Source organism: Roseivirga sp. YIW32, from assembly GCF_057219245.1.
This window is the reverse complement of sequence record NZ_JBXVVG010000001.1, coordinates 647,967-674,692: the sequence shown is the minus strand read 5'-3', so window position 1 is coordinate 674,692 and position 26,726 is coordinate 647,967. Positions and strand designations below refer to the sequence as shown.

Here is a 26,726-nt window from a genome sequence, read left to right as displayed (position 1 = left end):
ATAATGGCTAATATGTGTGTTCTAATAGCAATTTATGAAAGCACTTCGTCTTATCCCCCTATTCTTCATCCTGGCTTTTAGCGCCTGTAGCTCATCAACCAACCAGGATACAGCACTTAAAGTTGACTTCGAAAAGATCACGCTAGACAATGGCTTGGAGGTGATCTTTCATATCGATCGTTCGGATCCTGTAGTGGCCGTAGCCCTTACAGCGCATGTGGGTTCAGCAAGAGAAAAAGAAGGACGTACGGGCTTCGCCCACCTTTTTGAGCATTTGCTTTTTCTAGAATCAGAAAATCTGGGCAAAGGCGGTCTGGACAAAATGAGTGCGCGCATTGGTGGTTCCGGTGCAAACGGTTCAACCAGTCGCGACCGCACCAACTATTTTCAAACGGTGCCCAACGATGCGCTTGAAAAAATGATCTGGGCGGAAGCAGATAAGTTAGGTTGGTTCATCAACACGGTGACAGAGCCTGTCTTGGCCAAAGAAAAGCAAGTGGTTAAAAACGAAAAAAGACAAAGTGTAGACAACAATCCTTATGGTCATAACTCCTATGTTATTGGCAAGAACCTTTATCCAAAAGACCACCCCTACAATTGGCAAGTGATCGGTTCGCTTGATGATCTACAAGCGGCTACCCTAGGGGATGTAAAGGAATTTTTCAGGCGCTGGTATGTTCCGAACAATACAACGCTCGTGATCGCCGGTGATTTCAATCTAGCACAAGCGAAAGAATGGGTGCATAAATACTTCGATGAAATCCCTCGAGGAGAAGAGATTGACGATTTGCCAAAACGACCTGCTGTGGTCAATCAAACTAAAAAACTGTATCACGAAGACAATTTTGCCCGCCTCCCACAACTCACCATGGTGTGGCCTACTGTTGAGCAGTACCATCCCGATGCTTACGCCTTAGATGTCCTCTCTCAGTATTTGTCCAGAGGGAAAAACGCTCCGTTCTACAAGGTCATTGTGGAAGACGAACAACTGGCCGCTAACGTAAGCATGTTCAATTCTACTTCCGAATTGGCAGGAGAGTACCGTTTAACCGTGCGCGCTTTTGCAGATAAAAACCTTGACGATGTGGCCTCTGCCATAAACAAAGCCTTTTTAAAATTTGAAGCAGAAGGTATTCCTCAAAAAGACCTCGACCGCATCAAAGCAGGGCAAGAAACTGCCTTTTATAACGGACTGAGCAGTGTGCTTGGAAAAGGCTTTCAATTGGCGCAGTACAACATCTTCGCAAAAGACCCCGGCTTTGTGACGCAAGACGTTCAGAATATTTTAAAGGTCACGACAGAAGATGTTCTACGCGTTTACAACCAATACATCAAAGACAAAAACTACATCGCCACGAGTTTTGTCCCCAAAGGAAGACTATCTCAAGTCCTCACCGAATCGGTCAAAGCTGAAGTAGTTGAAGAAAAAATCGTCCAAGGCGCAGAAGAGTCATTTGATGCGTCCATTCAAGCCAGTTATGAAAAAACACCCTCAAGTTTCGATCGCTCGGTAGAACCTCCTTACGGAGAGGCTCCCGAGGTGGCCATTCCCGAAGTATGGACCGCTCAAACTGAAAATGGCATGGCCATTTACGGCATTGAAAATGATGAAGTCCCACTAGTACAATTCAATCTGGTCATTAAAGGTGGTTTATTACTTGATGACCCAGAAAAAGTGGGTGTCGCCAACCTCATGGCCGTCATGATGACACAAGGCACAAAGAGTAAAACCCCCGCGCAATTAGAGGAAGCCATCCAACAGCTCGGTGCAAATATCTCCGTATCTGCAGGTCGTGAGGCGATAACGGTTTCTGGAAATACGCTTAAGAAAAACTATGACGCCACCATGCGATTGGTAGAAGAAATCCTTTTAGAGCCTCGCTGGGACGAAGCTGAATTTGATTTGAGAAAACAAAGCACCTTGAGTGCGATCAAACAGCAAGAAGCCAGTCCTAATGCCATTGCTACCAATGCCTATAACATTTTGATCTATGGAGAAGAGAACATTCGATCCAAGAACATTTTAGGTTCTGAGGAGTCCGTCGATCTCATTACCCTTAACGACTTGAAAGCTTACTATGAGGCAAATATTGCACCGAACATTACGACAATGCATGTTGTGGGAGACATCTCAACCGATCAAGTCCTTGGCTCCCTGAATTCGCTTGAAAGCAAATGGCAGGCGAAAGAGGTTACGATTCCTCAATACGAAACCCCTGCTCCACCTTCGAGATCTCAGGTTTACTTTTACGATGTGCCGAATGCCAAACAATCCGTTTTGAGAATTGGGTACCCCGCACTAGCGATCAATGATAAAGATTATTACCCGGCCACAGTGATGAACTACATCTTAGGAGGCGGTGGCTTTGCCTCGCAGTTGACTCAGCAGTTGCGTGAAGGCAAAGGCTATACTTATGGCATTCGCTCTGGCTTCAGTGGAGGCACAGAAGCGGGACCATTCACCATTAGCAGTGGCGTCAGAACCAATGTCACCTATGAATCCGCCCAACTGGTAAAGGATATCCTTGCCAATTATGCCGACGGATATTCTGACAAAGACCTCGAAACCACCAAGAGTTTCTTGATCAAGAGCAATGCACGCGCTTTTGAAACCGCAGGATCCAAATTGAACATGTTGCAGGACATGAGCACTTACGGTTGGAAAAACGACTATGTCAAAGATCGTGAGAAGATCGTGAGAGAAATGACCAAAGAAGAGATTCAGCGTTTGGCGAAACAGTATGTTGACCCGGACAAAATGTTTTATTTGGTGGTTGGAGATGCCAAGACGCAGTTGAAGCGTCTTGAAATGCTAGGATATGGAAAACCTGTCTTGATCAATGAGAACACCAAACCAGAGCAATAAACTAGTGCCTATAAAGGCCTCGGTATCCGGCATCCAGCTTTAGCTATTGCCTAGGTTGTATTCACAAGCAGTAGGATTGGCCATGAACCGGCAAAACGGCAAAGGTCTTTAATCAAAGAATCAGCAATAAAAAAACCCTGACACTTTCGTATCAGGGTTTTTTATTTTTTTAGAATACCTAATTATAGGGAGATTCCCATAAAGCTCATGAATGCAATGCCCATTAATCCAGTAATGAACATTGTGATCCCTAGTCCCTTTAAAGGATCTGGTACCTGAGAATATCTCAACTTTTCTCTAATGGCTGCCAAGGCAATGATGGCCAAGAAGAAACCGATGCCCGAACTGAAGCCAAACACAGAAGCCTCAGCCAATGTATAATCTCTCTGTGCCATGAATAGTGAAGAACCTAAGATCGCACAGTTCACTGCGATCAACGGCAAGAAAATACCTAAAGAGCCATAAAGCGATGGAGAAAACTTTTCAATAGTCATTTCTACTAACTGCACCATGGCAGCAATAATGGCGATGAACATGATAAACCTTAAGAAGGTAAGGTCAATACTCGCAAAGTTCGCCCCTAACCAGGTCAAAGCACCTGCTTTCAATACATACTCGTTCAACAACCAGTTGATCGGTACCGTAATACCCAATACAAATACTACAGCCAGACCAAGTCCGAAAGCAGTAGAAACTTTTTTCGAAACGGCCAAGAAAGAACACATGCCTAAGAAATAGGCGAAAACCATGTTCTCAATAAAGATCGATTTGATACCTAAGTTTAATAAATCCATGATTTTCTGTTTTAATGTTCTACGTAACCTGTTTTTGATCTTTGGATCCAAATGATGAATCCAAGCACGATGAATGCTCCTACCGGTGACACCATCAATCCGTTGGTTGCAAAGTTCTCAATGCCCATGGCTTCGAATACCGGATAACCAAATACTTTGCCTGAACCCCAAATCTCTCTGAAGAAAGCCACTAATAAAATGATCCAAGAATAACCAAGACCTGAGCCTAAACCGTCGAGAACAGAATCATATGGCTTATTTCCCAAGGCAAAAGCCTCAAGGCGTCCCATTACGATACAGTTGGTGATGATCAATCCAATGAAGACAGAAAGTTCTTTGTACATGTCAAATGCATAGGCTTTCAACACCTCATTCACCAAGGTTACCAAGGTGGCCACAATGGCTAATTGAACGATAATTCGAACTCGCGTTGGAATTGCATTACGTAACAACGAAATCGCCAAATTGGAAAATATCATTACGAAGATCACAGAAAGCGCCATCACTAAAGTGGGCTTCATCTGAGTCGTTACCGCAAGGGCTGAACAGATACCCAATACCTGAATGGTAATTGGATTATCATCGTTCAACGGATCGGTGACAAACTTTTTTCGTCGTTTCGATAAAAGACCTTCTTTCTCTTTTACCGGTGCTTCTAAAGTTTCAGTACTCATGCTCTGTCCTTTATTTATTGGTTCATGGAAAGTGCATCAGCAGCTTTCACGTTGTTGTCAAAATAGTTCTTATAGTAATCTAAATATGCCGCAAGCATATTGTTCACACCGACCGCAGTAATGGTAGCTCCAGCCATTCCATCTACTTTATGCGGACCCAATTTAGATTCCGGATTCTTTTCTCCTTTGATCATCGTTACAGAAACCAATTCGTTATTGTCACCAAGGATCTCCTTACCTACATAACGTGATTGGATTTCGTCTTCAGTAATGCGAGCACCCAAACCAGGAGTCTCACCACGGTGTGCTAAACTGATCCCTTGTATGGTATTGAAATCTGCTGAAATGGCCACATAGCCCCAGATCGCATCCCAAAGGCCTGCACCGAATGTAGGCAAGATGTAGGCATCGTTTCCATCAGCTGAATATTTGAATACGGGAAAGAGCCTTTTATCAGCAGGAAGCTTGTAGTTCTTCTCAATATTCACATCCTCCGCAATCAGTTGATTGCCTTCGGCATCCGTTGTTACCACTTCGCCATTGATGTTAGTTACCGTTGAAGAGATCACTTGCTCGTATCGTGCCGTCACTTCTTCTGCTGTCATTTCTGAAAGCATCTCTTTCTCGGCAGGAATAGCACCCAAAATCTGCTTTTTCGTATCCAATTCTACTGCCTTCTTCTGAGTTGGTCCCAATACTTGAGAAACACCAGAAAGCAAACCTCCTAAGACTATCGTCAGTATGAGGGAGAAAACAATAATGTATGTATTAGACTGTTGCACGTGCTAACCTCCTTTTCTTGTTTGCTTGAACGATATAAAAATCAATGAGTGGTGCGAACACATTCATGAACAATACCGCAAGCATGATGCCTTCCGGATATGCTGGGTTGACCACTCTTATTATCACTGTAATGGCTCCGATCAAGGCACCATAAATCCATTTTCCCGTTTCTGTTTGAGAGGCCGAAACCGGATCAGTCGCCATAAAGACTGCTCCAAACGCTAAGCCTCCAATCGCAAAATGATAGTAAGCAGGCATTTCCATGTAGGCATTGGCACCGACTAGATTAAAGATAGTACCCATAGCAAAGGCTCCAGCAAAAACAGAAAGGATGATCTTCCAACTTCCCACACCTGTTGCGATCAAGATCAATGCACCAAGCAATGCCATCAGCATTGAGGTTTCACCAATAGAGCCTGGAATACCTCCGATCATGAGGTTTTGGAAACTAAAGAAATCACCTCCAAAAGGGGCAGATAAGGCCGTATTGGCCTGATTCAATCCATTCACTACAGACTGTCCTCCTACATTTGACGTATCGTAGGCTACTGCTAGAGCAGTTGCACCAGAATAACCATCTATAGGTGTTTTACCTGCCAGCTGTGTCCAAACTTCACCAGAAATTTGAGATGGGTAGGCAAAATATAAGAAGGCCCTGGCCGTCATAGCGACGTTCAAAATGTTCATTCCAGTACCGCCGAAAATCTCTTTTCCGATCAATACACCAAAAACAGTAGCCAACGCCACTTGCCATAACGGAATGGTTGGTGGTACGATCAACGGAATTAGCATACCCGTTACCAAAAAGCCCTCGTTGATCGGGTGCTTTCGAATGATTCCGATGGTTACTTCAACCGCTCCCCCTGCAATGTAGGAGACCAAAATAATTGGCAATACCCAACGTGCACCGAACAGAAGATTATCCAATGAGAAAAACGTCGTTGCTTCTCCAACGGCAATATGGTGCTGATAGCCCACGTTAAAGATTCCCCAGATCAAACAGGGGATCATGGCAATGACCACAGTCATCATCATCCTTTTCAGGTCAATCGCATCCTTTACCTGAACACCTCGCTTACCAGTCGTTAAGGCAGGCTTGAATAAGAAGGTCTCATTCGCTTCCCATAACGGGTAAAACTTTTCGAACTTGCCACCTTTTTCAAAAAGGGGTCTTTGTTTTTCTAATAAGTCGTGTAAAAACTTCATTGCTTATCCGTTTTGCATTAGTTCAAGTCCCTCTCTAACGATTTGTTGAATGTCGTGTTTAGAGACATCGATAAACTCGCACAATGCAAGATCTTCTTCAATTACTTCATAAATACCCAAGGCTTCCATGTTGTCAAAGTCTTCCGACATGATGGCCTTGATCAAGTAGGTAGGATAAATATCCATTGGAGTTACTTCTTCAAAAGTACCCGTTTGCACAAAGGCACGTGGCTCTCCATTGGTATTTGAATCCAACACATATTCTTTGTTCTTTCCATTCAAGAAAGAGAACAATCCCCATGCTCTATGGAAGCTTAATCGCTCCTTCTGAGGTTTGATCCAACCCAAGAACTCTGGCTGATCTCCTTCTGGTATAACAGACAAGGTATTGTCATAAAACCCGAGATATCCATCCTTTTCGATGTGCTCTCCGGTTAACACATTGCCCGATATACATCTGACGTGATCGTTATTCAGGTTACCCTCAATGAACTTGTTGATGCAGGCACCACGATAGCTCTTGTGATATTGCGGTTTGCTGATCTCAGAGCCTGCCACTGCTACCAAACGAGCAGCATCGTATTTTCCTTCTAAGAACAAAGTACCGATCTGCGCTACACCATAAGGAGCTACAGTCCAAACAACATCTCCTTTATTGATGGGATCAATGTGGTGAATCTGTACGCCAACATTGCCCGCCGGATGCATCCCACTAATTTTATTGTGTTCTACTCCAGCGACGTTAGCAAATACCTTAGCTACTTCACCGTGCGCATCGAAATTCAAGTGCACTTTACCATCAGTGAATTTCTTCAGCACATCAACACCAGCCTGAAAGGCTTCCTCTTTTCCTTTTAAGGTAAATCCGGCATCAGCCGCTAAAGGGTGCGTGTCAAAAGTGGAAATGAAGATCGCTTTCGGTTTATCTTCCTGGTTGGCAATCACTCCATAAGGTCGCTGAATAATATTGGGCCATACCCCGCCATCAGCCATTTGAGTGAACGCTTCTTCCTTGGTGAGACCTTGAAGATCAGAAACTGAATACGTCTTGAACGATTCATATTCTACTTCTTTATCGGCCAAGATCTTAATTTCTAAGATCTTCCGTTTTGCACCTCTTTTTACTTCGACAACTTCACCACTAACAGGAGAACAGATCATCACTTCTTCCTGCATCTTGTCAAAAAGCACTGGACTTCCTGCTTTCACATTATCCCCTTCTTTGACTTTGAGTTTAGGACGTTTCATCCCAACAAAGTCAGTAGGTTTAATAGCAAAAGTTTCTGAGATAGGAGTATTAGCGACTGTCTTTTCCGCCTTTCCAGCGAGATTGATATCAAAGCCTTTCTTAAGCTTTATGGTTTTAGACATACTCTAATTATTGAGAATCAATACGATTATTTGAAATCAAGGCAAAAATAGCATTTTTACCCTCAAAGCAAAGGCAATCTTGCCCATTTTGGGGCGCAATTTAGTGCCAAAAACTTTGACAATGAAATTGAATTCAAATTATTGTGTGACCGGTGTTTTTTGGGAACTTTCCTTAATATGATCAGCTACCTTTTCCATCAGCCACATGGGTGTGGAAGTGGCGCCACATATGCCGACCGCATCACCTTCATTAAACCAAGAAAGATCAACTTCGTTTTCATTTTCCACAAAAAAACTTCGTTCATTCTCTTGTTTGCACACGCCGTACAAGGCCTTGCCATTAGAACTCTTTTTGCCACTGACAAAAACGATCGCGTCCATCTCTTGAGCAAACTTCAATAATTGCGGTTCGCGATTCGATACTTGACGACAAATACTATCATTCGCGCTAAAATCGACCTCTTCGAAGGTGCCTTTCGAGGCCTTTATTCTTTCTTCGATCAATTGCTTGATGTGATAAAAACCCTTGGTGCTTTTGGTGGTTTGTGAGAACAAGGTCACCGGTCGGTTAAAATCGATCTGATCAAGGTCCTTTTCAGTCATGACAATGATCGCCTTATTATTTGTTTGGCCCGTCAACCCGATCACTTCTGCATGGCCTGTTTTTCCATAGATCACGATCTGACCATCCACCTGCTCCATTTTGTCAAAGGCGAGTTTGACACGGTTTTGGAGCTTCAATACCACAGGACAAGAGGCATCCACGAGCTCAATGTTATTTTTGAGCGCCAATTGATAGGTTTCTGGTGGCTCACCATGCGCTCTGATCAGTACTTTTGAATCCTTGATCTCTTCCAAATCCTTACGATCAATGATCTTCAGACCTTTTTGGCTCAAGCGCTCAACCTCCATTGAATTGTGTACGATGTCGCCTAAGCAATACAGCTCCCCTTGCTCCATTTCATCTTCCGCCATTTGGATGGCAAACTCGACACCGAAACAATAGCCAGAATTCATATCTATGGTTACTTCCATCTTTTCTTTACTCGTCGCCAATCTTTTCCTTGGCCAAATTTAGTACTTTTTCCACTTGCTCTTCAAACATCAGGTCGGAGGTATCGATCTCTATTGCATCAGGCACTTTGATCAAAGGACTCTCGGCTCTCGTGGAATCAATTTGATCCCGCTCCTGTAGATTTTTGATGATCTCCTCAAGCGCTACTTCTTGTCCAGTCGCCTTAAGCTCCGCCCTTCTTCTTGCTGCCCTCACCTCAGTGGAGGCTGTCATGAAAACCTTGAGCTCAGCATCAGGAAATACAACTGAGCCAATATCTCTTCCATCCATCACTACTCCTCTTTGGCGACCCATGGCTTGTTGCTGTTTGACCATGGCCACCCTCACGGCTTTAATGGCCGCTACCTGGCTCACTTTTTGAGCCACGTACAATTTTCTTATCTCCTCTTCAACATTCTGTTCATTCAAGAAGGTTTCACTTTTTTGAAGTTCTTGGTTGAAGCGAAAGTCGATCTTTAGCTCATCAAGCGCTTGACTTATCGCTTGGTCATCATCTAAAGCGATCTGTTGTTGAATAAAGTATAAGGTTACGGAACGATACATGGCACCGGTATCGATAAAGGAATAGCCCAACTGTGCAGCAACAGCTTTTGCTGTACTACTTTTACCGCAACCCGAAAGCCCATCAATGGCAATGTTGATTCGCTTTTTTTGCCTCATGGCGCAAAGGTAAGCGATGAACTTTAGTCATCAACTAAATCATGTTGAATCCCTTCATATATTTAAACGTAGAAAGTGAATTCTTTAGCCTATCCATAGCATAAATAAAGTAAATGGTGAGCTAGCGTGTAAAAAAAGACCTAATAATGAAAGTAGCCGGCCATATTGTAGACGTACGTCATCTTAAAATCTTCAAAGGGGTTCTCCATATAAGCGAGGGAGTTATCACTGCGGTAGAAGCAGCAGAAGATGTTCCGTCACAATTTATCGTGCCCGGATTCATTGACGCCCATGTACACATTGAAAGCTCCATGTTGGTACCTACCGAGTTTGCCCGGCTTGCTGTGGTGCATGGGACGGTCGCTACCGTCTCTGATCCCCATGAAATCGCCAATGTGGTCGGTGTTGACGGAGTCAATTACATGATCGAAAATGGTCAGCAAGTTAATTTTAAGTTTTTCTTCGGTGCCCCCTCTTGTGTCCCCGCCACTCCCTTCGAAACAGCAGGCGCAACAATCGATGCTGATCAAATCAGAACATTGATGGGACGTGATGAGATCAAGTACCTCGCAGAAATGATGAACTGGCCAGGTGTGCTCAACGATGATGCTGAAGTACTCGAAAAAATAAAAGCCGCGCATGATGCCGGCAAACCCGTGGACGGGCACGCTCCCGGATTGAGAGGAGAACAAGCAGCGGCTTATGTTCAACATGGCATCTCCACCGATCACGAATGCTTTACGGCTGATGAAGCAAGGGACAAACTCAAGCACCAGATGAAGATTGCCATCAGAGAGGGTTCTGCTGCTAAGAACTTCGATGCCCTGGTCGAGCTATTCGCTGAGCACCCTGATCAGTTAATGTTTTGCTCTGATGACAAGCATCCTGATAATCTGGTAGAAGGACACATCAACCTTTTGGTCAAGAGGGCTCTTTCCGCAGGCCATGGGTTCTATGATGTACTGCATGCCGCTTGTATTCTCCCTATAGATCATTACGGCTTGGAGGTAGGTACCCTACAGCCTGAGGATCCGGCTGATTTTGCACTTTACCCCAATCTCGAGGATTGGATACCGTCAGCCACTTACATCAACGGAATTGAAGTAGCGAGGAATGGTCAGACACTGATCGACGGACAAGTAACGGAGCTGGTCAATCAGTTCAATTGCGCTCCGATAGAAAAAACTCAACTCGAGATTCAAGATGAAGGAAAAGACCTTGCCGTGATTGAGGCCTTGGATGGTCAGCTCATCACCAACAAATTACAATTTCCACCCAAGGTTATCGATGGCAAAGTTGTTTCCGACACTTCGCGGGACTTGTTAAAATTAGTCATGGTCAATCGCTACCATGAGGCACCACCTGCCATAGGTTTTATTAAGAATTTCCAGCTCAAATCAGGAGCCATCGCCTCCTCTGTCGGGCATGATTCTCATAATATCATTGCAGTGGGTGTTGACGATGAAGACCTGGTTGAGGCAATTAACTTAATCATCGAGGCGAAAGGAGGCATTAGTGCCGTCACGAATGGTCAAAAGCAATTGTTACCGCTGCCTGTTGCCGGCTTAATGTCAGATCAAGACGGATATCGTGTTGCTAAGGCGTACACACAGATCGATCAGATGGCTAAAAAGATGGGCAGTACCCTTCAATCACCATTTATGACTTTATCCTTTATGGGTTTGCTCGTGATTCCTCATTTAAAGCTCAGTGACAAGGGACTATTTGATGGTGACCTCTTCTCTTTTACCTCTGTTTTTGAAGACTAGTTCTAGAGGATTTGATTATGGTACGAAATATGGTTAATTTCTATCGCTGATACGAGATCAGTGTTTAATGCAAGAAGGACAAAGAAAACCCATGAAAAAACTCCAATTAACATTACTTACCCTTTTATTGGGCTTTAGTGCAATTGGTCAACAATTAAATCTACCCGACGACCCTAATAAAGCGGCTGAGGCCAAACGCAGGTTCGTTATTTCTGTTGATGAAATGAACCTGGAACGCTACAAAGAAGCGGTCAAGGCTATTCAATGGATTGAAAAGAACACTCCTCTTCTCACAGATGGGGTCTACATCAACGGCTACAAAGCCTATGAATCCCTCGCCGAAGCGACTGACGATGAGGGTAAAAAGAATCTGTACCTGGATTCCATGTTTTACTTCTATGAGAAAAAGGGCGAACGTTTTGAATTAACTGATCGGGAGAAGAACAACGAAGCTTATCGTTACTACAAATATTGGAAAGCCAACAAGGAACGTATCGGCGAGGCACTTGAGGCCTATAAAATTGCCTACGAGAATCCGGATCAAGTCATCAACAACAACATCGTTTCTTACATGGACATCGTAAGGCGATACAAAGCCTATGGAAATGCCATCAGCACGCAAGAAGTGTTAGACATCTATGGAAAGATCACCAATGTGATTGACATCAAAAGAAACCAAGGCGAAAGTGAACAACGACTAGAGCAATACAGCAATGTGGTCAATTCCTTGTTCACAGAAATCGTGGGAGACGAAATCGATTGTGCATTTATTGATCAAAACCTGGCTCCTCCACTTGATTTGGGAGATGATCCGCAGCTAGCCAAAAAAGTATTTGGTCTTTTGTTAGGACAGGGCTGCAGCGATAGCCCCTACTTCTTGAAGTCGGCCTTAATGATCCAAAAAAGTGAGCCAACAAGTGGACTGGCCAAAGTGATCGCGCAGCAGTATTACAAGAAGAACGACTTGAACAATGCCTCAGCCTTTTACTTGGAAGCCATTGGGTTTGAAGCAGATCAGGAAAAGAAATTTGACCTGCACATGGACTTAGCTAAGCTCTATGCCGCACAAGGCCTAAAAATCGAATCGCGGCAATTTGCAATGGATGCCAGCAAAGGCAGCCCGGACAATGCCGCACAAGCTTATACCTTTATCGGGAACCTGTATATGGGAAGTTTCAATGATTGCAAAAAATCACAAAGTCAAATAGATGACCGAGCAGTTTTTATGGCCGCTTATGACATGTTTCAAAAGGCTGGTGACCAATACGGTATGACACAGGCCAAGGCTCAATTCCCGACAGTCTCTGATGTCTTCACCGCCAACAAAAATGAGGGTGACCCCATTAAAGTAGGCTGTTGGATCAATGTGCAGACGACAATTAGAACTAGACCCAGTGAATAATGGATACGAAAGAATTACTGAAGGACATCAAATATAAGATCGACGAATTGGTCGACAAGGCAGAGGAACTAGGCGCCGAAACGAAAGAAGAGATGCACGAGACCATTGAGGAATTGCGCGAGCAAAGAGATAAGCTTGAAGAAAAGCTCAAGGATTTCAAATCGAAGAATGAGCCTCGCTTTGAAGAGACGAAGTTTCACCTGCGGAAGGCCGCCGAAGAGTTGGAAAATGCAGTAAAAAAACTATTTAAGAAAGGACCAGGAGCAGAGGAAATCTAAGCTCTAAGTAGGTCAACTAAAAATGAGGAATTACCAAAAGCAATTCCTCATTTTTTATTGGCAGCAATCGTGGCAATTATTCTTGACCCTGAGATACCATCATTTTCTAATTCGCCCTCTATCAGCTTAATCAAATTAGGCAGCAACACCTTGAAGTTGGGATCTTCTTGTTCAATGGTGATTTCGAGTAGCTCTGATTTCCTTTCGATCTTCACCGAAAGAACATTGGCACCAATGTGAAGCGCTTTGATCTCCATGTCATCCCATTTGGATGGAAGCTGGGGAAGAATGGTGACTTGATTGAGGTGTGCGCGTGGTTCAATCCCAAAGAACTGTTTGATGATGGGCACTGCATAGGAGTAGATATTCCAGGCCTGTGTGTGCATTCCAAAGTCTGGACTTACTTCATATATGGAGCCAGGCAGCGCATAGCTAAACGAATTGGTCATTCGCTCTAAATAATCTAATGCGTGATCGGGCCTGCCGTAGTTGTTCTCGGCAATGGCTAAAACACCTGTTGGCAAGGTCATAACCGCACCAGTGTAGGAGAAGATCTCCATTTTTTCTGCGAAACCACCCTCATCAGTACCTGCAGACTCATCACGATCGATACCCGTGACAAAAACTCCAAAGGGATTGGTGTATTGACTCGCCGTGTTCAGTGCCTTTAAGGCTTTATTTGGGTCAGCTACCCCTACTTCCATTGGCGTGTTAACAACCCAATTATGGTATACAACAAAGCCTTGTTTCTTATTCGGATTCAAAGACCTGATCTTTCGCTGAGTAGTCCTTAGTTCCTCTACGGCCCATGGCTTCTCTAAAGTATCAGCCCTGATTATGGCGCCTTCAATCAAATGCCTAGCATCCGTTGCTGTGCCAACAAAATCTGCAAAGGAATTGAACTCCCCTACCCAAAACTCCTCATTGATGATGTCGGCTAGCTGGGTTGCTTTCATTCTGTAGTCTTTTGCCTGCCCTGGGTCTTCCAATACATCAGCCATTTCCGCAGCATCCATGAACGCTTTGTAGGTATAGGCCGCTACATCGATCATTTCCGATTCCAACCCGTGAATCTCCATCATGCCATACCCATCAGCTATTAGGTTATCATCTTCATCATTTTCTTCCAGCAACCAATTCAACCCTGCCTCGACAGTCGGATAATACTTCCGCAAGAATTCCTTATCTCCGGTCCATTTAAATACTTCCCATATCAAGGTGGCGAATTGGGGTGTTTCATTCAGGTTACCAGGATTAAAGACCGCTCCATTGGTGCTCATCTCATGCATGATCTTCCCAGAACCGTTATTCACAGCATTTGATACACTATCGATCAGCTCAATGGTCGAATAAACGATGTCTTTCATGCCCACGGCAATCGCTCCTTGTAAGGCATATTCGGAGTCAGCGCCAAAAAACCAAGGGTAGTCTGGGTTTCCAGCCGTTATGCCACGTCCTAAACCCTCTACATCATTGATCAGCCAGTCGGTATTGTATTTAGTCCATAGAAAAGCCTGATCTAGCGAAGCTGAAGGTGTCTTTAACTGCGCCATCGATTCGATTTGTTTGTAGCGCTCGGCTTTTTCCATTACCAAGTCCGCACTATTTTTCATTACACGATCAAAAGTGTTATATGCCTCTTGCTTTGATCGACTAGAACCAGCGATCACAAATTTTAATACACTTGAGCCACCAGCTTCAATCGACAAATCATATGTTAGCCCTGCACTTTTCCCTTGACCTTTTCTTTCAAAATCGCAAGCGACGGCACCTAAGGTTTGTCCATTGGGTTGATTGGATGAACCATAGATGACATGCCATTCGTTGTCACGGTCCTTACCCTCAACTACACCCTTGGATTGATTAAATATCACTTCATCCGGACCATCAATCATCCCTGTTCGTTCGCCAAGCCATACAGGTCTTAAATCGATCTTACCATCAAAGGTGAAGGTTGCGGAAATAGGTTCATTAGAATTATTCTTAACATGATATTCGATAACTACCGCTCGCTCCCCGTCCGGAACGAAATTATACCGTATGATCTCCAGCCCATTCTCATCAATACCAAATTGATGCTCATTGAAGAAGGGGTAGTTGTTAAATGACTCCACTTGATTCAAGCAATGGTTATCATCATCAATTCTCAAATTCCCCGTAAAGCCATCCATTAATTTGATCGGATGCGCCCATATACCTCCCATTTCCCCTGCAACATGCCAACCAAGATCAGGAAAAGCTCCACTTTGATGCCCCACCATATACGCTTTGTCACCAGGAGTTAGGAAAGGGGAATTCAAATAGTCCTGTTTGCCTGAGATGGATTCAATCGTACCTGTGATTTGATGGAAGATTGACTCTTCAGGTTTCTGAGCACATGCAAGTACAAAAAGCAGGATAACTGGAAGTGTTTTTTTCATTGCCATTATAATAAGATGACAAACTAATGAAAAAGTCAACATGAGCTAGCCAAAGAAAAAGCTCAACCATCGATTCTATCAAACATCCACACAAAATATTGAGCTTCTCTTGCTTCATTTCTACCGCTCTACTGAGCCTTATATGAATTTATAGCAGAATCGTGTATAATTACGGCGGATTAGAAGTCTAGTGGTTTTCCGAGATACTTTTTCAACTCATTCTATTAAACCTTTTTGACCCTTAGGGTCTTTATGTTGGAAACCGGATGAAGTTCTTTTGGTCTCGTCAAATTGAACCCAGAAAAAATGAAGAAGTACCTTTTGTTATTCTTGTTTTGCCCTTTGATGCTGTCAGCCCAAGAAGAGGAGTTTGACATGAGTGCCTTTGAGGAGGCCAGCGATGCCAAAGTATTTGTCACCAACAAGATCCTTGGCTTGAGCCCAACCAAACTCCTCAACCTGAGCTTCGACTATGCAGGCCAAAACACCTGGACCACTTCAGCGGGCGATGTCTTCCCTGGTAATTTTCCAGAAAGCGAATCTACTTTCAATAGCAATTATGGCCTGAGGTTAGAGACTAATTATCCGGTCATCTCGAATAACCGATTGATCGTGAACGCCTATTTGAATTATTGGGAGAGCCGCTATAATGCTAATGGATCTGAGCCACCTGTTGCTCAGTTCTTCAATAATAACCCGTTGAGAACAGCTGCGATGGGAGCGGTCATTTTCAAACCCTTGAACGACAGGCAATTTCTGCTTTTCCAGGTAGAAGGTGCTGTCAATGGCAACTACAATTTCAATGACATCAATGTAGACTTTGCAAAAACTAAGTTTAGTGGATCAGCACTTTATGGCTGGAAGTCGAATGACTACACCAACATAGCCTTTGGTGTATCCCGAACCTATCGAGGTGGACGCCTACTCCACCTACCTGTTTTTATGTTCAATAAGACCTTCAATGAGACCTGGGGACTTGAAGTACTACTCCCCGCAAGAGCTTACCTGAGAAGAAATTTTTCCCCCAAGTCATTCCTTATGTTAGGAGGAGAATTGGAAGGCCAGAGCTACCACTTACAAGGTCCTGCCTCTAACACGTTTCAAGGAGATCTCGCCAATAACGATTGGGAATTGCGCAAGTCAGAGATCCGGACTCGAATTTCATGGGACAGAGCGATCACGGATTTTATCTGGTTCAATGTGCAGGCCGGAACGATCATTACCTACCGCTTGGACGTCGACACCACGTCTACGTCACCTGATGCATGGCTAACCAATAGCCTGGGAATTCCGTTCTATTTCCGATTCGGTATTCAATTGGTGAGTCCTTAATTTTATACCATTAAAATTTGACAACATGAAAAGACCTATTTCCTTACTACTCGTATTACTAACCCCATTGCTCCTATTGAGCATGGTTAGTTTTACACAGAGCCAAAAAGATAAGGACCTGATTCTTGGTAATTGGAAACCGAGTAACGGACGTTCAGTAGTACAGATCTACAAAGGCAATCCTGATAATGGAGAAAACCCCGACAAGTATTACGGTAAGATCGTTTGGTTGTCTGAACCCAACGATGAAAACGGGAACCCCAGAACAGACATCAACAATGACGACAAGGAGCTACGAAAAAAAGCATTGAAAGGCCTTGTGATCATGAAGGACATGGAGTTTGAAGAAATAGACGGGAGAGTTGTGTATTGGGAAGGTGGTACCATCTATGACCCTAATAACGGTTCTACTTATGACTTTGAAGCTGAGATCGACAAGAAGAATCCAAATACCATGGATGGCCGAGGGTTCATCGGCGTTTCCTTGTTTGGAAGAACTGATACCTGGACCAGGATGGTGAGGAAGTAGTGCGTAGTGCGTAGTGCGTAGTGCGTAGTGAAAAACAATAAAGGAGTGACTTCTGAAGAAGCACTCCTTTTTTTATTCTTGTCGTAAAGACATTATCGGGTTGGTTGCCGCTGCTTTGAAGGACCGGTATCCTGTCGTCGCCAAGGCGATCAGAACTGAGGCACCAAAACTTGTAAGAAATATCATTGGGACAATTTCAATGCTATAGACATATTCTTGCAGCCACGTGTTCATCCCATAATAGCCTAATGGTGCTGCTATCAAAAAGGCAATCCCCACCAGTTTTAAAAATTCGATCAAAAAACTTATGATCAACCCATTGACCGAAGCCCCAAGCACCTTTCGAATACCCAGCTCCTTCAGTTTTTGATTCGCCATGAAAGCGACTAAACCATAGAGACCCAAACACCCGATGAAGATGGCAATACCGGCAAAAGTGGTGAGCATTTGTGACATCTTTTCTTCCGTTTCATAATAGTTGCGGATGTTCTCATCAACAAAAATGTATTCAAACTCATATTCAGGATAAATCGAACGCCAGATCGACTCAATCGCGGCAATGACATCAGCCGTACGTTCAGGCTGTACTTTCACGCCAATGGTGCGGTAATCACTGGCATCAGAAAAAATAGCGGTTGGCTCAATCGCCTCACTTAAGGTAATTGCATGAAAATCCTGTATCACACCAACAATGGGCAGACGCCTCCCCCACATATCGATCTGTTGACCCAGTGCTTCGGTTGGATCATTGATACCGATCTTCTTCAGATACGATTCATTGACCACTACTTCTTTTAAAGTGTCACTTTTTGAAAGCCAGTCTCCTGCCACCAAGCGTAAGCCATACGTCTCCAAATAACGATCATCAGCACTTTTTATGTAGGTATTGATCTCTATTCGTGCAGTGTCGGAAGTGTTATAAAACGAATTAGTGGCACTAATAGAACCACTAAAAGGAGGTGCTGAACTAATGGCGGCTCCCCTAACACCAGGTATAGCGCCTAATTCTGTTCTCCACCTCTTCTGTGTCTCAGGAGAAGCATCCATTAACTGAAAGGTAAGGATCGATTCCTTCTCATATCCCATGTCCACAGAATTAAAAAAGCTCATCTGCTGAACAGCCACTACAGTACCGAAGATCAAAAGCTGACACAGGAAGAATTGAAACACTACTAAACTTCTTCGGAGTGTTAAATTACCTCCTCTCGTAGTTAAACTGCCTTTCAAGGCATTGATCGGTCTAACAGACGAAAGAACAATCGCAGGATAAAGACCTGCTAAACAGGAGACCAACACGAGTATAGCCAGTAAGTATAAGGTGACCGAAAGATCGGTAAGCAAATTGAGTTGGATACCAAGGTCAAAAAAGTCATTGATGACGAGGGGTAATAACCTCTCGGTCAAGGCAACAGAAAGCAATACAGAGATCAAAGTGATGAAAAAAGTCTCTCCTAGAAACCTCATTACCAACTGCTTACGACTAGACCCAAGTACCTTGCGCATACCGACTTCCTTGGCTCTTTTTACCGCCATGGCGGTTGACATATTGATGAAGTTGAAGCAGGCTGTAATGATCAGGAATACTCCTATGGCGCTGTAGGTCCAAAGCATTTGCTTGGAAGCAGACCTTCCACTGAAGGTGCCATAGTCCTCATCAAAGTGGTAATTGGTCAAAGGAACGATCTCGTAGGTTCTCCACTCACTCGCGTTGTTTCCATGATATTTATCCGTAAAGGAAGCGAATTGATCATTGATCGATTCAGCCGATACACCGTTCTCAAGTTCAAAAAAGATCACATTGTCGCTGCTGATACTCCCCCAACTCCCCATGGTTTCTCGTCCGTCTCGTAGAGTGGCCATAGACATCATAAAGCCAAAAGGAAAGTCGGAGTTCTCCGGTGCATTTTCAGCAACTGCGATCACTTGAAAATCTCTTGTTTTATTGAACCTTACGGTTCGGCCAACAGCAGATGCATTCGGGAAATATTTATCCGCCAATTCTTTTGACAAAACAACCATATTGGGCTCATCAAAATTCTCTAGGCTACCTTCAATCAGTGGCCAGGTGAACATATCGAAGAAGGCAGGCTCTAAATAGACGAGGTCAGGGTTTTCCTCATAGTAATCAATGGAGCCGTCGGGCTTTCCGATGGAGATCAAGCCGTACCTGAAATGAGAAATCAATGTGGCATTTGTCAATCCAACAATATCGTCCTTCACCACATCGATCATCGGTAAAGGCACTCCACCCTGGCTGTATTCTCTACCATCCACCATATCGCGATGCCCTACACGATAAATCCTCTCTGCTTTCTCGTGGTATTGGTTGAAACTGAGTTCTTCCTTTACGATCAGGAACATGATCAAACTACAGGTCACACCCAAGGTGAGGCCGGACACATTGATCAAGGTAAAGACCTTGTTCTTAGCGAAATTTCTAAGCAGAATTTTGATGTAGTTTTTGATCATTTCGATAGTATGTTCAACTGATTAATTCCAAGAATTTTTTATTCGCTTCTTAGAGAATCTACGGGATTTATTGTAGCGGCTTTCAAGGATCGAATACCTGTCGTAAGGCCTCCAATAAACAATGTAAATGCAATGGAGACCATAAAAACCCAGAGATTCAAGTCGATCCGATATTCGAAACCAGAGAGCCAGTCGTTCATAAAGTAGTAACCCAGCGGTATAGCAATCAGGGAGGCAATGAGAATAAGTACCATCAATTCTTTGGAAAAGATGTTCAAGATCTGTCCAACAGATGCACCTAGTACCTTCCGAATACCGATCTCTTTGGTTTTTTGATTGGCCATAAAGGCCACCAAACCATAAAGCCCTAAGCAACCGATCAAAATGGCAATACCGGAGAAAATCTTATATAGTGTTAATGTATTGGCTTCCTCCTGGTATTGTCGTTCAAGGATCTCTGTAAATTTAGAGTAATCAAAAAGCACATCAGGATACTGCGAAGTCCAAACTTGCTCCAGATGAGCAATCAAGTTCTTTTCATCCTTCTCGTTCACTTCGTATCGCAAAGCTCCTTCGTAAAAAAGCTCTTCAAGCTTCACAAAAATTATAGGATCAATCGCTCGTCCGAGATTGTTATTATGAAAGCTCTTGAATACACCAATGATCGTCTTACTCCCCATAACGCCAGAACCGATCACCTTTCCCACGGCATCATTCGGATCATCAATCTCCATCAAACGCATAACATCTTCCGATATCATGGCTACATCAATAGTGTCATTCTCTCTGAAGTTTCTGCCAGCAAGAATTTCTATATCGTAAAGAGGCACATAGTTTTGATCTACTATCTTGTACGCTGCATCCAGATCGGCTCCGCCTTGGGCCAATTCGTAGCTAAAGGTAGAACCAATGTTATTACTCGATTGTGGGCTGGCATAGTTATAGCTGACCATGTCAACTCCGGCGTAAGCACTGAGTTCATTGTTCATGGTCCTTAACTTTTCCATCTCCTGACTGGGTAATGGAAATGTAATGATTCCTGATTTTCTAAAACCCAGGTCTTTTGTCTCAAAATATTTCATCTGTGAGATCACCACCAATGTACAGATCACCAAGAATTGGCTGATCAAGAATTGGAAGACAACCAGCCCTCTTCTGACATTCAAATTTCCCGAAACGGAACTTTGACCTTTGCTTCTCAGCGTTGCCACAGGCTTTAATTTGGAAAGCACGACAGACGGATAAAGGCCAGCCAAAAGCGTCACACCAAACACGATACACAAAACGATCAGCAGTAAGACAGAATCATTGAAAATGTCGAGGGACAAATTATAACCAATAAGACCCTGCATGTTTTTCATGATCAGTTCTGAAACCCCCATGGAAATCAGGACGGCAATTGAGGTGATCAAAAAAGTTTCCCCTAAGAATTGTAAAATGAGTTGGTTTTTGACACCGCCCAGCACTTTTCGAATCCCTACTTCCTTGGCTCGCTTAATTGCCAGCGCCGTTGAAAGATTAATGAAGTTCACGCATGCGGTTAATATCAGGAATATGCCAACAGCAAGAGGAATGGCCAACGAATCTTCTTCAACTGCCAGTTCACCATAAGTACCCATATCAGGACTAAAATGAAACTCCGAAATGGGCTGAATAGAGAAAGACTTATTCGTATCTGATTGCTCATCGGGAATGTATTTTTCCACAATGTCGGGTAATGAGGCTTCCACCTGTTCTGGGCTTACGCCTTTTGCCATGAGCAAGTAAACATGGGCATTTGAAGAAGTACTATTCCAAGCCTCCGGCTGGTAAAATGGAAAAATTTCTTCCACAGCTTCATATTCTATCATGAACTTGAATGGAAGTGAAGTATTCAATGGCGGGTCAGCGACTACCCCGGTGATGAAAAAGGTCAATTCATTATTCAGTTTCATCTCTTTGCCTAAGGCACGGTCAAAACCACCATCTGTGATACCGAAGTATTTTTCTGCCATAGATGTTGAAATGACAGCTGATTTTGGCTGATTCAATACCGTTTCCGGGTCTCCTATCTTCCAATCATAATCAAATACGTTGAAGAACTCTTTGTCCACAAAAGCAATACCATCTGGTTGCTCAAAATGCAGCCAATCAGTACTGCCTTGCTGTACACTTACTTGGTTCTCGCCTATGTAAAATGTTCGGACAGGAAGGCCCAGATCAGGATGCTCCTGTTTGAATACCTTGGTAAATGGGTTCGGCATTCCCGCTTCTACTTCCACATTATTAGGACTCACGTCCGTTTTAATGAATCGATAAATGCGATCATAATTGGTCTGGTATTCATCAAAACTCTTTTCAAAGATCACAATTTTGAAAAGTACCAGAGCAGCACTGATCCCCAAAGCCAACCCAAATATATTGAGTAGGGTAAAAGTGCGATTGCGCGAAAGGTTTCGAAATGCGGTGATGAAGTAATTTTTGAGCATGGTTTCTGGTTCTGACACCTCTTGAATACCAAAGCATGTGCCAAACTTATAAGTAATTGGCATACTGTTACTTATGAATTATAAGAAAAATGCATAGTACTAATTTCGTTTGTTTTAAATACATTTAACTGTTTGTTTTTGATACAACTTTTCTATGGCTAAGACCGAAGCGAAAATACTGGTAGTAGATGATGACATTGATGTCCTCAACTCCGCAAGATTATTCTTGAAACAACAATTCACCGTGGTTCAAATTGAGTCTGACCCCAACAACATCCCTTTACATTTCGAGCGAGATGCTTTTGATGTTGTACTACTTGACATGAATTTCCGAAAGGGAGAAAATGATGGTACGGATGGATTACATTGGTTGAATGTCATTCTCGAGATCGATCCCAACACCATAGTCATTTTGATCACCGCTTATGGCGAGTTTGAGTTGGCCGTTGAAACCATTAAGTTGGGCGGTACCGACTTCATCACCAAGCCCTGGAAGAATGAGAAGCTCTATGCGACCATTACCTCTGCACTGCAATTGCGCAAGAGCAAATTGGAAGTTGACCGCCTCAAGAATACGCAAAAAACCCTTGAAGGTGATATTGAAGCGCAGTACGAGCATTTTCTTGGTGAAAGCGAACCCATGCAACGTGTGTTTTCTCTCTTAGAAAAAGTAGGACCAACGGATGCAACGGTGCTTATCCTGGGAGAGAATGGAACGGGAAAAGGACTGGCCGCGCGTGCTTTGCATCGCCTTTCCGAAAGAAAGAATGAAGTTTTCATCAATGTTGATCTGGGTGCCATCAGTGAAACGTTATTTGAAAGTGAACTCTTTGGGCATGTCAAAGGAGCCTTTACTGACGCCAAAGAAGACAAACCCGGAAGATTCGAATTGGCATCAGGGGGCACCCTATTTTTAGATGAAATTGGCAACCTCTCCTTGCCTCTACAGGCCAAACTCCTCACCGTGCTGCAAAACAGAAAAGTCAGCCGCGTAGGCTCCAACAAAGAGATTCCAGTGGATATTCGATTGATCTGTGCGACCAATATGCCGCTTTATGAGATGGTGAAGGAAGGAAGTTTTCGTCAAGACTTGCTCTACCGCATGAATACGGTCGAGATTCGTATGCCCTCTTTAGCGGAACGAAATGATGACATGGAATTGCTCGTTTCTCATTTTTTGAAGCAATTCGGTAAAAAATATAACAAAGAAAAAGTCAGAATCGACACCGCCACGATCAATAAACTGAAAAAGTATCCTTGGCCAGGAAACATAAGAGAGCTGGAACATGCCATCGAACGGGCAATCATTCTAGCCGATGAAAATAAACTAGGGCCAGAAGATTTCCTTCTGAATACAAGAAGAAACCCAGCCAGTCAGGAAGAAGACCTTCTTAATTTGAATGAAATGGAAAAAAGACTCATTCTAAAAGCCTTAGACAAGAACAATGGCAATGTCACACGAGCCGCCAAAGATTTGGGCATCGATCGTTTGGCATTATATCGTAGATTACAGAAATATGGATTGTAGAGCTGCAAGCCTCGAGCTGCAAGCCATAAAGGGAATTACCTATCGCTTGTTCCTTGAAACTCGTAGCATAAAGCTTATGGCTTAATATGGTATCAAAACGTTTCGCATTCTTGGTCATATTACGCATCGTATTGTTGATGCTGACGATGGTAGCGCTAGCTTTCATTTTTGCCCGTTCAGACCTCTTTTTTAATCAAGTCATTCTTCTTGGAGTCATCATTATCCAAGTAGCAGAATTGATTCATTATGTTTCCTTTACCAATCGAGAGCTTGCTCGGCTATTACTTGCCATTCGGTACTCAGATTTCAGCATTTCCTTCAAAGGAAAAAAACACGGCAAATCATTTCAGGAGCTCCAAGATGCCTTTGTGGAGATCATCGAAGCGTTTAAGAAAGTCAGCGTAGAAAAGGAAGCCCAATTCAAATTCCTTCAAGTGATCATTGAAAACATCAAGGTGGGCCTGATCGCGATCAAGGAAGATTACGAAGTGGAATTAATGAATCAGCAGGCCACAGAGCTACTTGATCTAGAGCAACCCAAGTATTTTAAACAACTCCTTCAGCTCAAACCCGACTTCGTAAAAGAGGTGAATGAGATGCTAGATAACGAGAGAAAGCTGATCGAACTGAATAGGAAAGGCAAACAACTGCAAGTCTCTGTTCAGGTCAACCGATTAAAGATCCTTAACCTACGCTACACCTTGATCACGTTTCAAAATATTAAAAGCGAAATTGAAACGAAGGAGATTGAGGCATGGCATAAGCTCATTCGTATACTTACCCATGAGATCATGAATTCGGTTACACCGATCACCTCGATGACTGAAACCATGCTGATGATGTTGAATGTCGGAAAAGAACCCAAAAAGAATGACCAGATAGACAAGGAAACGTTAGACGATATCCGTTTCTCACTACAAACCATTCAACGCCGTAGCGATGGATTATTGCATTTTGTTGATGACTACCGGAAATTGACTAAAATCAAGAACCTTCATGTCGAGGTGGTCGATATGCACGAACTTCTGACGTCAATTGAACAACTCTTTAAAGCAGACATGAAGGAGACGAATATTAACTTATCCGTTGAGGTTCAGAAAGGCATGCGCGTTAGACTCGACCGTACATTGATCGAACAGGTACTGATTAATTTGATCACCAATGCCAAACATGCTGTTCAGGAGTCTCAAGAGGCTGAGATCAACATTCGGGCCTTTTCGGATCACAAGTATCATTATATAAAGGTTTCTGATAATGGCAAAGGAGTTGATCTAGACAAACAGGAGCAGATCTTTATCCCTTTCTTTTCTACAAAACCACAAGGCTCAGGCATTGGCTTAAGTCTTAGCAAACAGATCATGAAAAAGCATAATGGTGACCTTACGGTCAGTTCAGCACCAGGGATTGGCGCAACTTTTATCCTAGAATTTTCCGCCTGATTGCTTAGCTTAGTCTTAATGATGAAAAAAGGGATCATTGTATTTTTCTCGGTCGTATTAACCATCTTCGTCTTCTTCAATTTTATCCTCGAAGACCTTGTTAAAAATAAATTAGACGACCTGCTCAACAGCACCTTTGGAGATTATTATGCACTGAGTTTTGACGAAAACTTCACCCGTTTAACCCCTTCAGGTTTTTCATTTGGCTTCACCGATGTAACGGTGACCTCAGATACGACCAATGAATTGATGATGTCGAAGTTTGCTCCTGTATTTTTCACGGCTCAGCAGTTAGCCGTTAATGACATCAGTATTCTCAACCTCTTGCTGAAATCAGATATCGACATCACTTCTTTTGAACTTACCGATCCGGAATTGGTCTTTTTGATCACTCCTAAATCAGCAAGACCTCCTCTTGTTGAGACCGATAACGAAGAAAACACAACCCTAATCAGTGAAATTGAAGCAGGCACTTTTTCGTTAAAAGGAGGTTCTGCAGCCTTTGTTTTTGCCAACCATCCCAAAGACACCCTATATGCTGGTAATGAACTCAATGTCAGTTTGAGAAAACTCAATGTATTGATCAATGAAAAGGGCATAAAACCTGAACAGATCACTGCCGAAGGATTTACCCTTAGTTTGCAAGATGCACTGTACAATCCAGCAACATCACCTTACACCTATCGAATGGATGAAATGCATCTTGATTATGAACAAGCGCTCTTCAGATGTACCAACATCGAGTTAATCCCTAAGCGCTCTTTGTATGCCATGACGGTTGACGAGCAGTATCAGAAAACCATGTTTGACATTTCCATTGGCTCTTTTGAGTTGGAGGATATCCAATTCGATTCCTTGAAAAACGCTGGTGCATTACGTGCGTCGACTGGTCTTCTAAAAGACGCCACATTTAGTCTTTTGCGTAATGCCAATCACCCCTTGGCTCCAGAAGCGAAAGTGCTGATGCATGAATCATTGGCCAATAGCACCTTCCCTATCGATATAGATACCCTATCGATCGAAAATGCAACGATCGACTATCGATTGATCCCTAAAGGAAAGGTCAAAAGTGGTGAGGTCGTCTTACGCCATATCAATGGCTACCTTGCAGGAATTTACAGCGAGGAAGATAAAAAAGACACGCTCAAGTTATTTCTCGAAAGCGATTTTCTTGCCCATGGTAAATTTTCTTTCGCCGCTGACTTTCCACTGAACGCAGTACCTCAGCACACCTACCAAGGGCACATCAGTCAACTTCCGTTCACTGACCTGAATGCCATTGTTACCCCTATGGTCAATGTCCAGCTCAATGAGGGGATGGTAGAAGATATTTATTTCACAGGAGTATGTTCTGACCGCATCACTTCAGGGCAAATGATCTTTGACTATGACAATTTAAAAATGCAGGTCAACAACGCGAAAAAGCAAAAAAGGAATTGGTTGGTTTCAGATGTTGGTAGCCTTATCGTCCGTCATCAATCGAAGAAAGACAAAGATGGCCGATCAAAGGCTGTGGACTATCGCTACGAGCGCCCAACTTATCAAGGGCATATCGGCTTTTACCTGAATGGCCTTTTGGATGGCATGATGAAGACGCTATTGCCTACTCCTGCTTACAAGGCAGCGATCAAAGGCATGACCCCTTCCCTCGATTAATGTTTGC

19 protein-coding genes are annotated in these 26,726 nt (G+C 43.4%); 9 read left to right on the top strand and 10 right to left on the bottom strand.

The genetic code is table 11. The features are described 5' to 3' along the window. Positions 1-34: 34 nt before the first annotated feature. Positions 35-2,866: a M16 family metallopeptidase gene (locus tag AC2D6U_RS03320; protein ID WP_484719519.1), complete on the top strand. Its 2,832-nt coding sequence runs from the start codon at positions 35-37 to the stop codon at positions 2,864-2,866. Positions 2,867-3,048: 182 nt separating this feature from the next. Here the strand turns inward: AC2D6U_RS03320 and nqrE are convergent, their stop codons facing one another. The 7 genes from nqrE to cmk form a co-directional block, all read right to left on the bottom strand. Beyond that, positions 3,049-3,660, bottom strand: a complete 612-nt coding sequence (gene nqrE, locus AC2D6U_RS03315; protein ID WP_484719518.1) for an NADH:ubiquinone reductase (Na(+)-transporting) subunit E — start codon at positions 3,658-3,660, stop codon at positions 3,049-3,051. 11 nt (positions 3,661-3,671) lie between these two features. Beyond that, positions 3,672-4,334, bottom strand: a complete 663-nt coding sequence (locus tag AC2D6U_RS03310) for an NADH:ubiquinone reductase (Na(+)-transporting) subunit D (RefSeq protein WP_484719517.1) — start codon at positions 4,332-4,334, stop codon at positions 3,672-3,674. A 14-nt stretch (positions 4,335-4,348) separates the two neighbouring features. Continuing rightward, a complete protein-coding gene (gene nqrC / locus AC2D6U_RS03305) occupies positions 4,349-5,116 on the bottom strand; it encodes an NADH:ubiquinone reductase (Na(+)-transporting) subunit C (RefSeq protein ID WP_484719516.1) in 768 nt (255 codons plus the stop codon). Beyond that, positions 5,103-6,323, bottom strand: a complete 1,221-nt coding sequence (locus AC2D6U_RS03300; protein ID WP_484719515.1) for an NADH:ubiquinone reductase (Na(+)-transporting) subunit B — start codon at positions 6,321-6,323, stop codon at positions 5,103-5,105. The genes nqrC and AC2D6U_RS03300 overlap by 14 nt, the downstream gene beginning before the upstream one ends. 3 nt (positions 6,324-6,326) lie before the next feature. Continuing rightward, positions 6,327-7,694 (bottom strand): Na(+)-translocating NADH-quinone reductase subunit A, encoded by a 1,368-nt coding sequence (locus tag AC2D6U_RS03295; protein WP_484719514.1) that lies wholly within the window; start codon positions 7,692-7,694, stop codon positions 6,327-6,329. Between the two features lie 138 nt (positions 7,695-7,832). Continuing rightward, positions 7,833-8,729 carry a 4-hydroxy-3-methylbut-2-enyl diphosphate reductase gene (locus AC2D6U_RS03290; RefSeq protein WP_484719513.1) on the bottom strand — a complete coding sequence of 299 codons (897 nt, stop codon included), beginning with the start codon at positions 8,727-8,729 and terminating at the stop codon, positions 7,833-7,835. Positions 8,730-8,736: 7 nt separating this feature from the next. Continuing rightward, the gene (gene cmk, locus AC2D6U_RS03285) at positions 8,737-9,429 is read right to left on the bottom strand and encodes a (d)CMP kinase (RefSeq protein WP_484719512.1); all 693 of its coding nucleotides are present in this window, start codon (positions 9,427-9,429) and stop codon (positions 8,737-8,739) included. 146 nt (positions 9,430-9,575) lie between these two features. On the opposite strand from cmk, the gene ade reads away from it, so the two are divergent. The 3 genes from ade (at position 9,576) to AC2D6U_RS03270 (ending at position 12,878) form a co-directional block, all read left to right on the top strand. Continuing rightward, positions 9,576-11,198 carry an adenine deaminase gene (gene ade / locus AC2D6U_RS03280; protein WP_484719511.1) on the top strand — a complete coding sequence of 541 codons (1,623 nt, stop codon included), beginning with the start codon at positions 9,576-9,578 and terminating at the stop codon, positions 11,196-11,198. Positions 11,199-11,289: 91 nt separating this feature from the next. Next, entirely contained in the window at positions 11,290-12,600 is a 1,311-nt protein-coding gene (locus tag AC2D6U_RS03275) for a hypothetical protein (protein WP_484719510.1), read from the top strand. After that, positions 12,600-12,878, top strand: a complete 279-nt coding sequence (locus tag AC2D6U_RS03270; protein ID WP_484719509.1) for a sll1863 family stress response protein — start codon at positions 12,600-12,602, stop codon at positions 12,876-12,878. The genes AC2D6U_RS03275 and AC2D6U_RS03270 overlap by 1 nt, the downstream gene beginning before the upstream one ends. A gap of 47 nt (positions 12,879-12,925) precedes the next feature. Here the strand turns inward: AC2D6U_RS03270 and AC2D6U_RS03265 are convergent, their stop codons facing one another. Continuing rightward, a complete protein-coding gene (locus AC2D6U_RS03265; protein ID WP_484719508.1) occupies positions 12,926-15,298 on the bottom strand; it encodes an alpha-L-rhamnosidase-related protein in 2,373 nt (790 codons plus the stop codon). Positions 15,299-15,604: 306 nt separating this feature from the next. Between AC2D6U_RS03265 and AC2D6U_RS03260 the strand changes: the two genes are divergently transcribed. Then, positions 15,605-16,630, top strand: a complete 1,026-nt coding sequence (locus AC2D6U_RS03260; RefSeq protein WP_484719507.1) for a DUF6268 family outer membrane beta-barrel protein — start codon at positions 15,605-15,607, stop codon at positions 16,628-16,630. A 25-nt stretch (positions 16,631-16,655) separates the two neighbouring features. Next, complete coding sequence (locus AC2D6U_RS03255; RefSeq protein ID WP_484719506.1) at positions 16,656-17,159, top strand: DUF2147 domain-containing protein; 504 nt, start codon at positions 16,656-16,658, stop codon at positions 17,157-17,159. A gap of 72 nt (positions 17,160-17,231) precedes the next feature. On the opposite strand, the gene AC2D6U_RS03250 is transcribed toward AC2D6U_RS03255, so the two are convergent. Together AC2D6U_RS03250 and AC2D6U_RS03245 are read right to left on the bottom strand one after the other, a co-directional pair. After that, entirely contained in the window at positions 17,232-19,628 is a 2,397-nt protein-coding gene (locus AC2D6U_RS03250; protein WP_484719505.1) for an ABC transporter permease, read from the bottom strand. A 38-nt stretch (positions 19,629-19,666) separates the two neighbouring features. Beyond that, positions 19,667-22,159 carry an FtsX-like permease family protein gene (locus AC2D6U_RS03245; RefSeq protein WP_484719504.1) on the bottom strand — a complete coding sequence of 831 codons (2,493 nt, stop codon included), beginning with the start codon at positions 22,157-22,159 and terminating at the stop codon, positions 19,667-19,669. Between the two features lie 91 nt (positions 22,160-22,250). Between AC2D6U_RS03245 and AC2D6U_RS03240 the strand changes: the two genes are divergently transcribed. The 3 genes from AC2D6U_RS03240 to AC2D6U_RS03230 all read left to right on the top strand — a co-directional run bounded on the left by AC2D6U_RS03240 (position 22,251) and on the right by AC2D6U_RS03230 (position 26,719). Beyond that, positions 22,251-23,624 carry a sigma-54-dependent transcriptional regulator gene (locus tag AC2D6U_RS03240; RefSeq protein WP_484719503.1) on the top strand — a complete coding sequence of 458 codons (1,374 nt, stop codon included), beginning with the start codon at positions 22,251-22,253 and terminating at the stop codon, positions 23,622-23,624. 86 nt (positions 23,625-23,710) lie between these two features. Beyond that, positions 23,711-25,063, top strand: coding sequence for a sensor histidine kinase (locus AC2D6U_RS03235; RefSeq protein ID WP_484719502.1), 1,353 nt, complete (start codon positions 23,711-23,713; stop codon positions 25,061-25,063). An 18-nt stretch (positions 25,064-25,081) separates the two neighbouring features. Further along, positions 25,082-26,719, top strand: coding sequence for a hypothetical protein (locus AC2D6U_RS03230; RefSeq protein ID WP_484719501.1), 1,638 nt, complete (start codon positions 25,082-25,084; stop codon positions 26,717-26,719). Positions 26,720-26,726 lie beyond the last annotated feature (7 nt).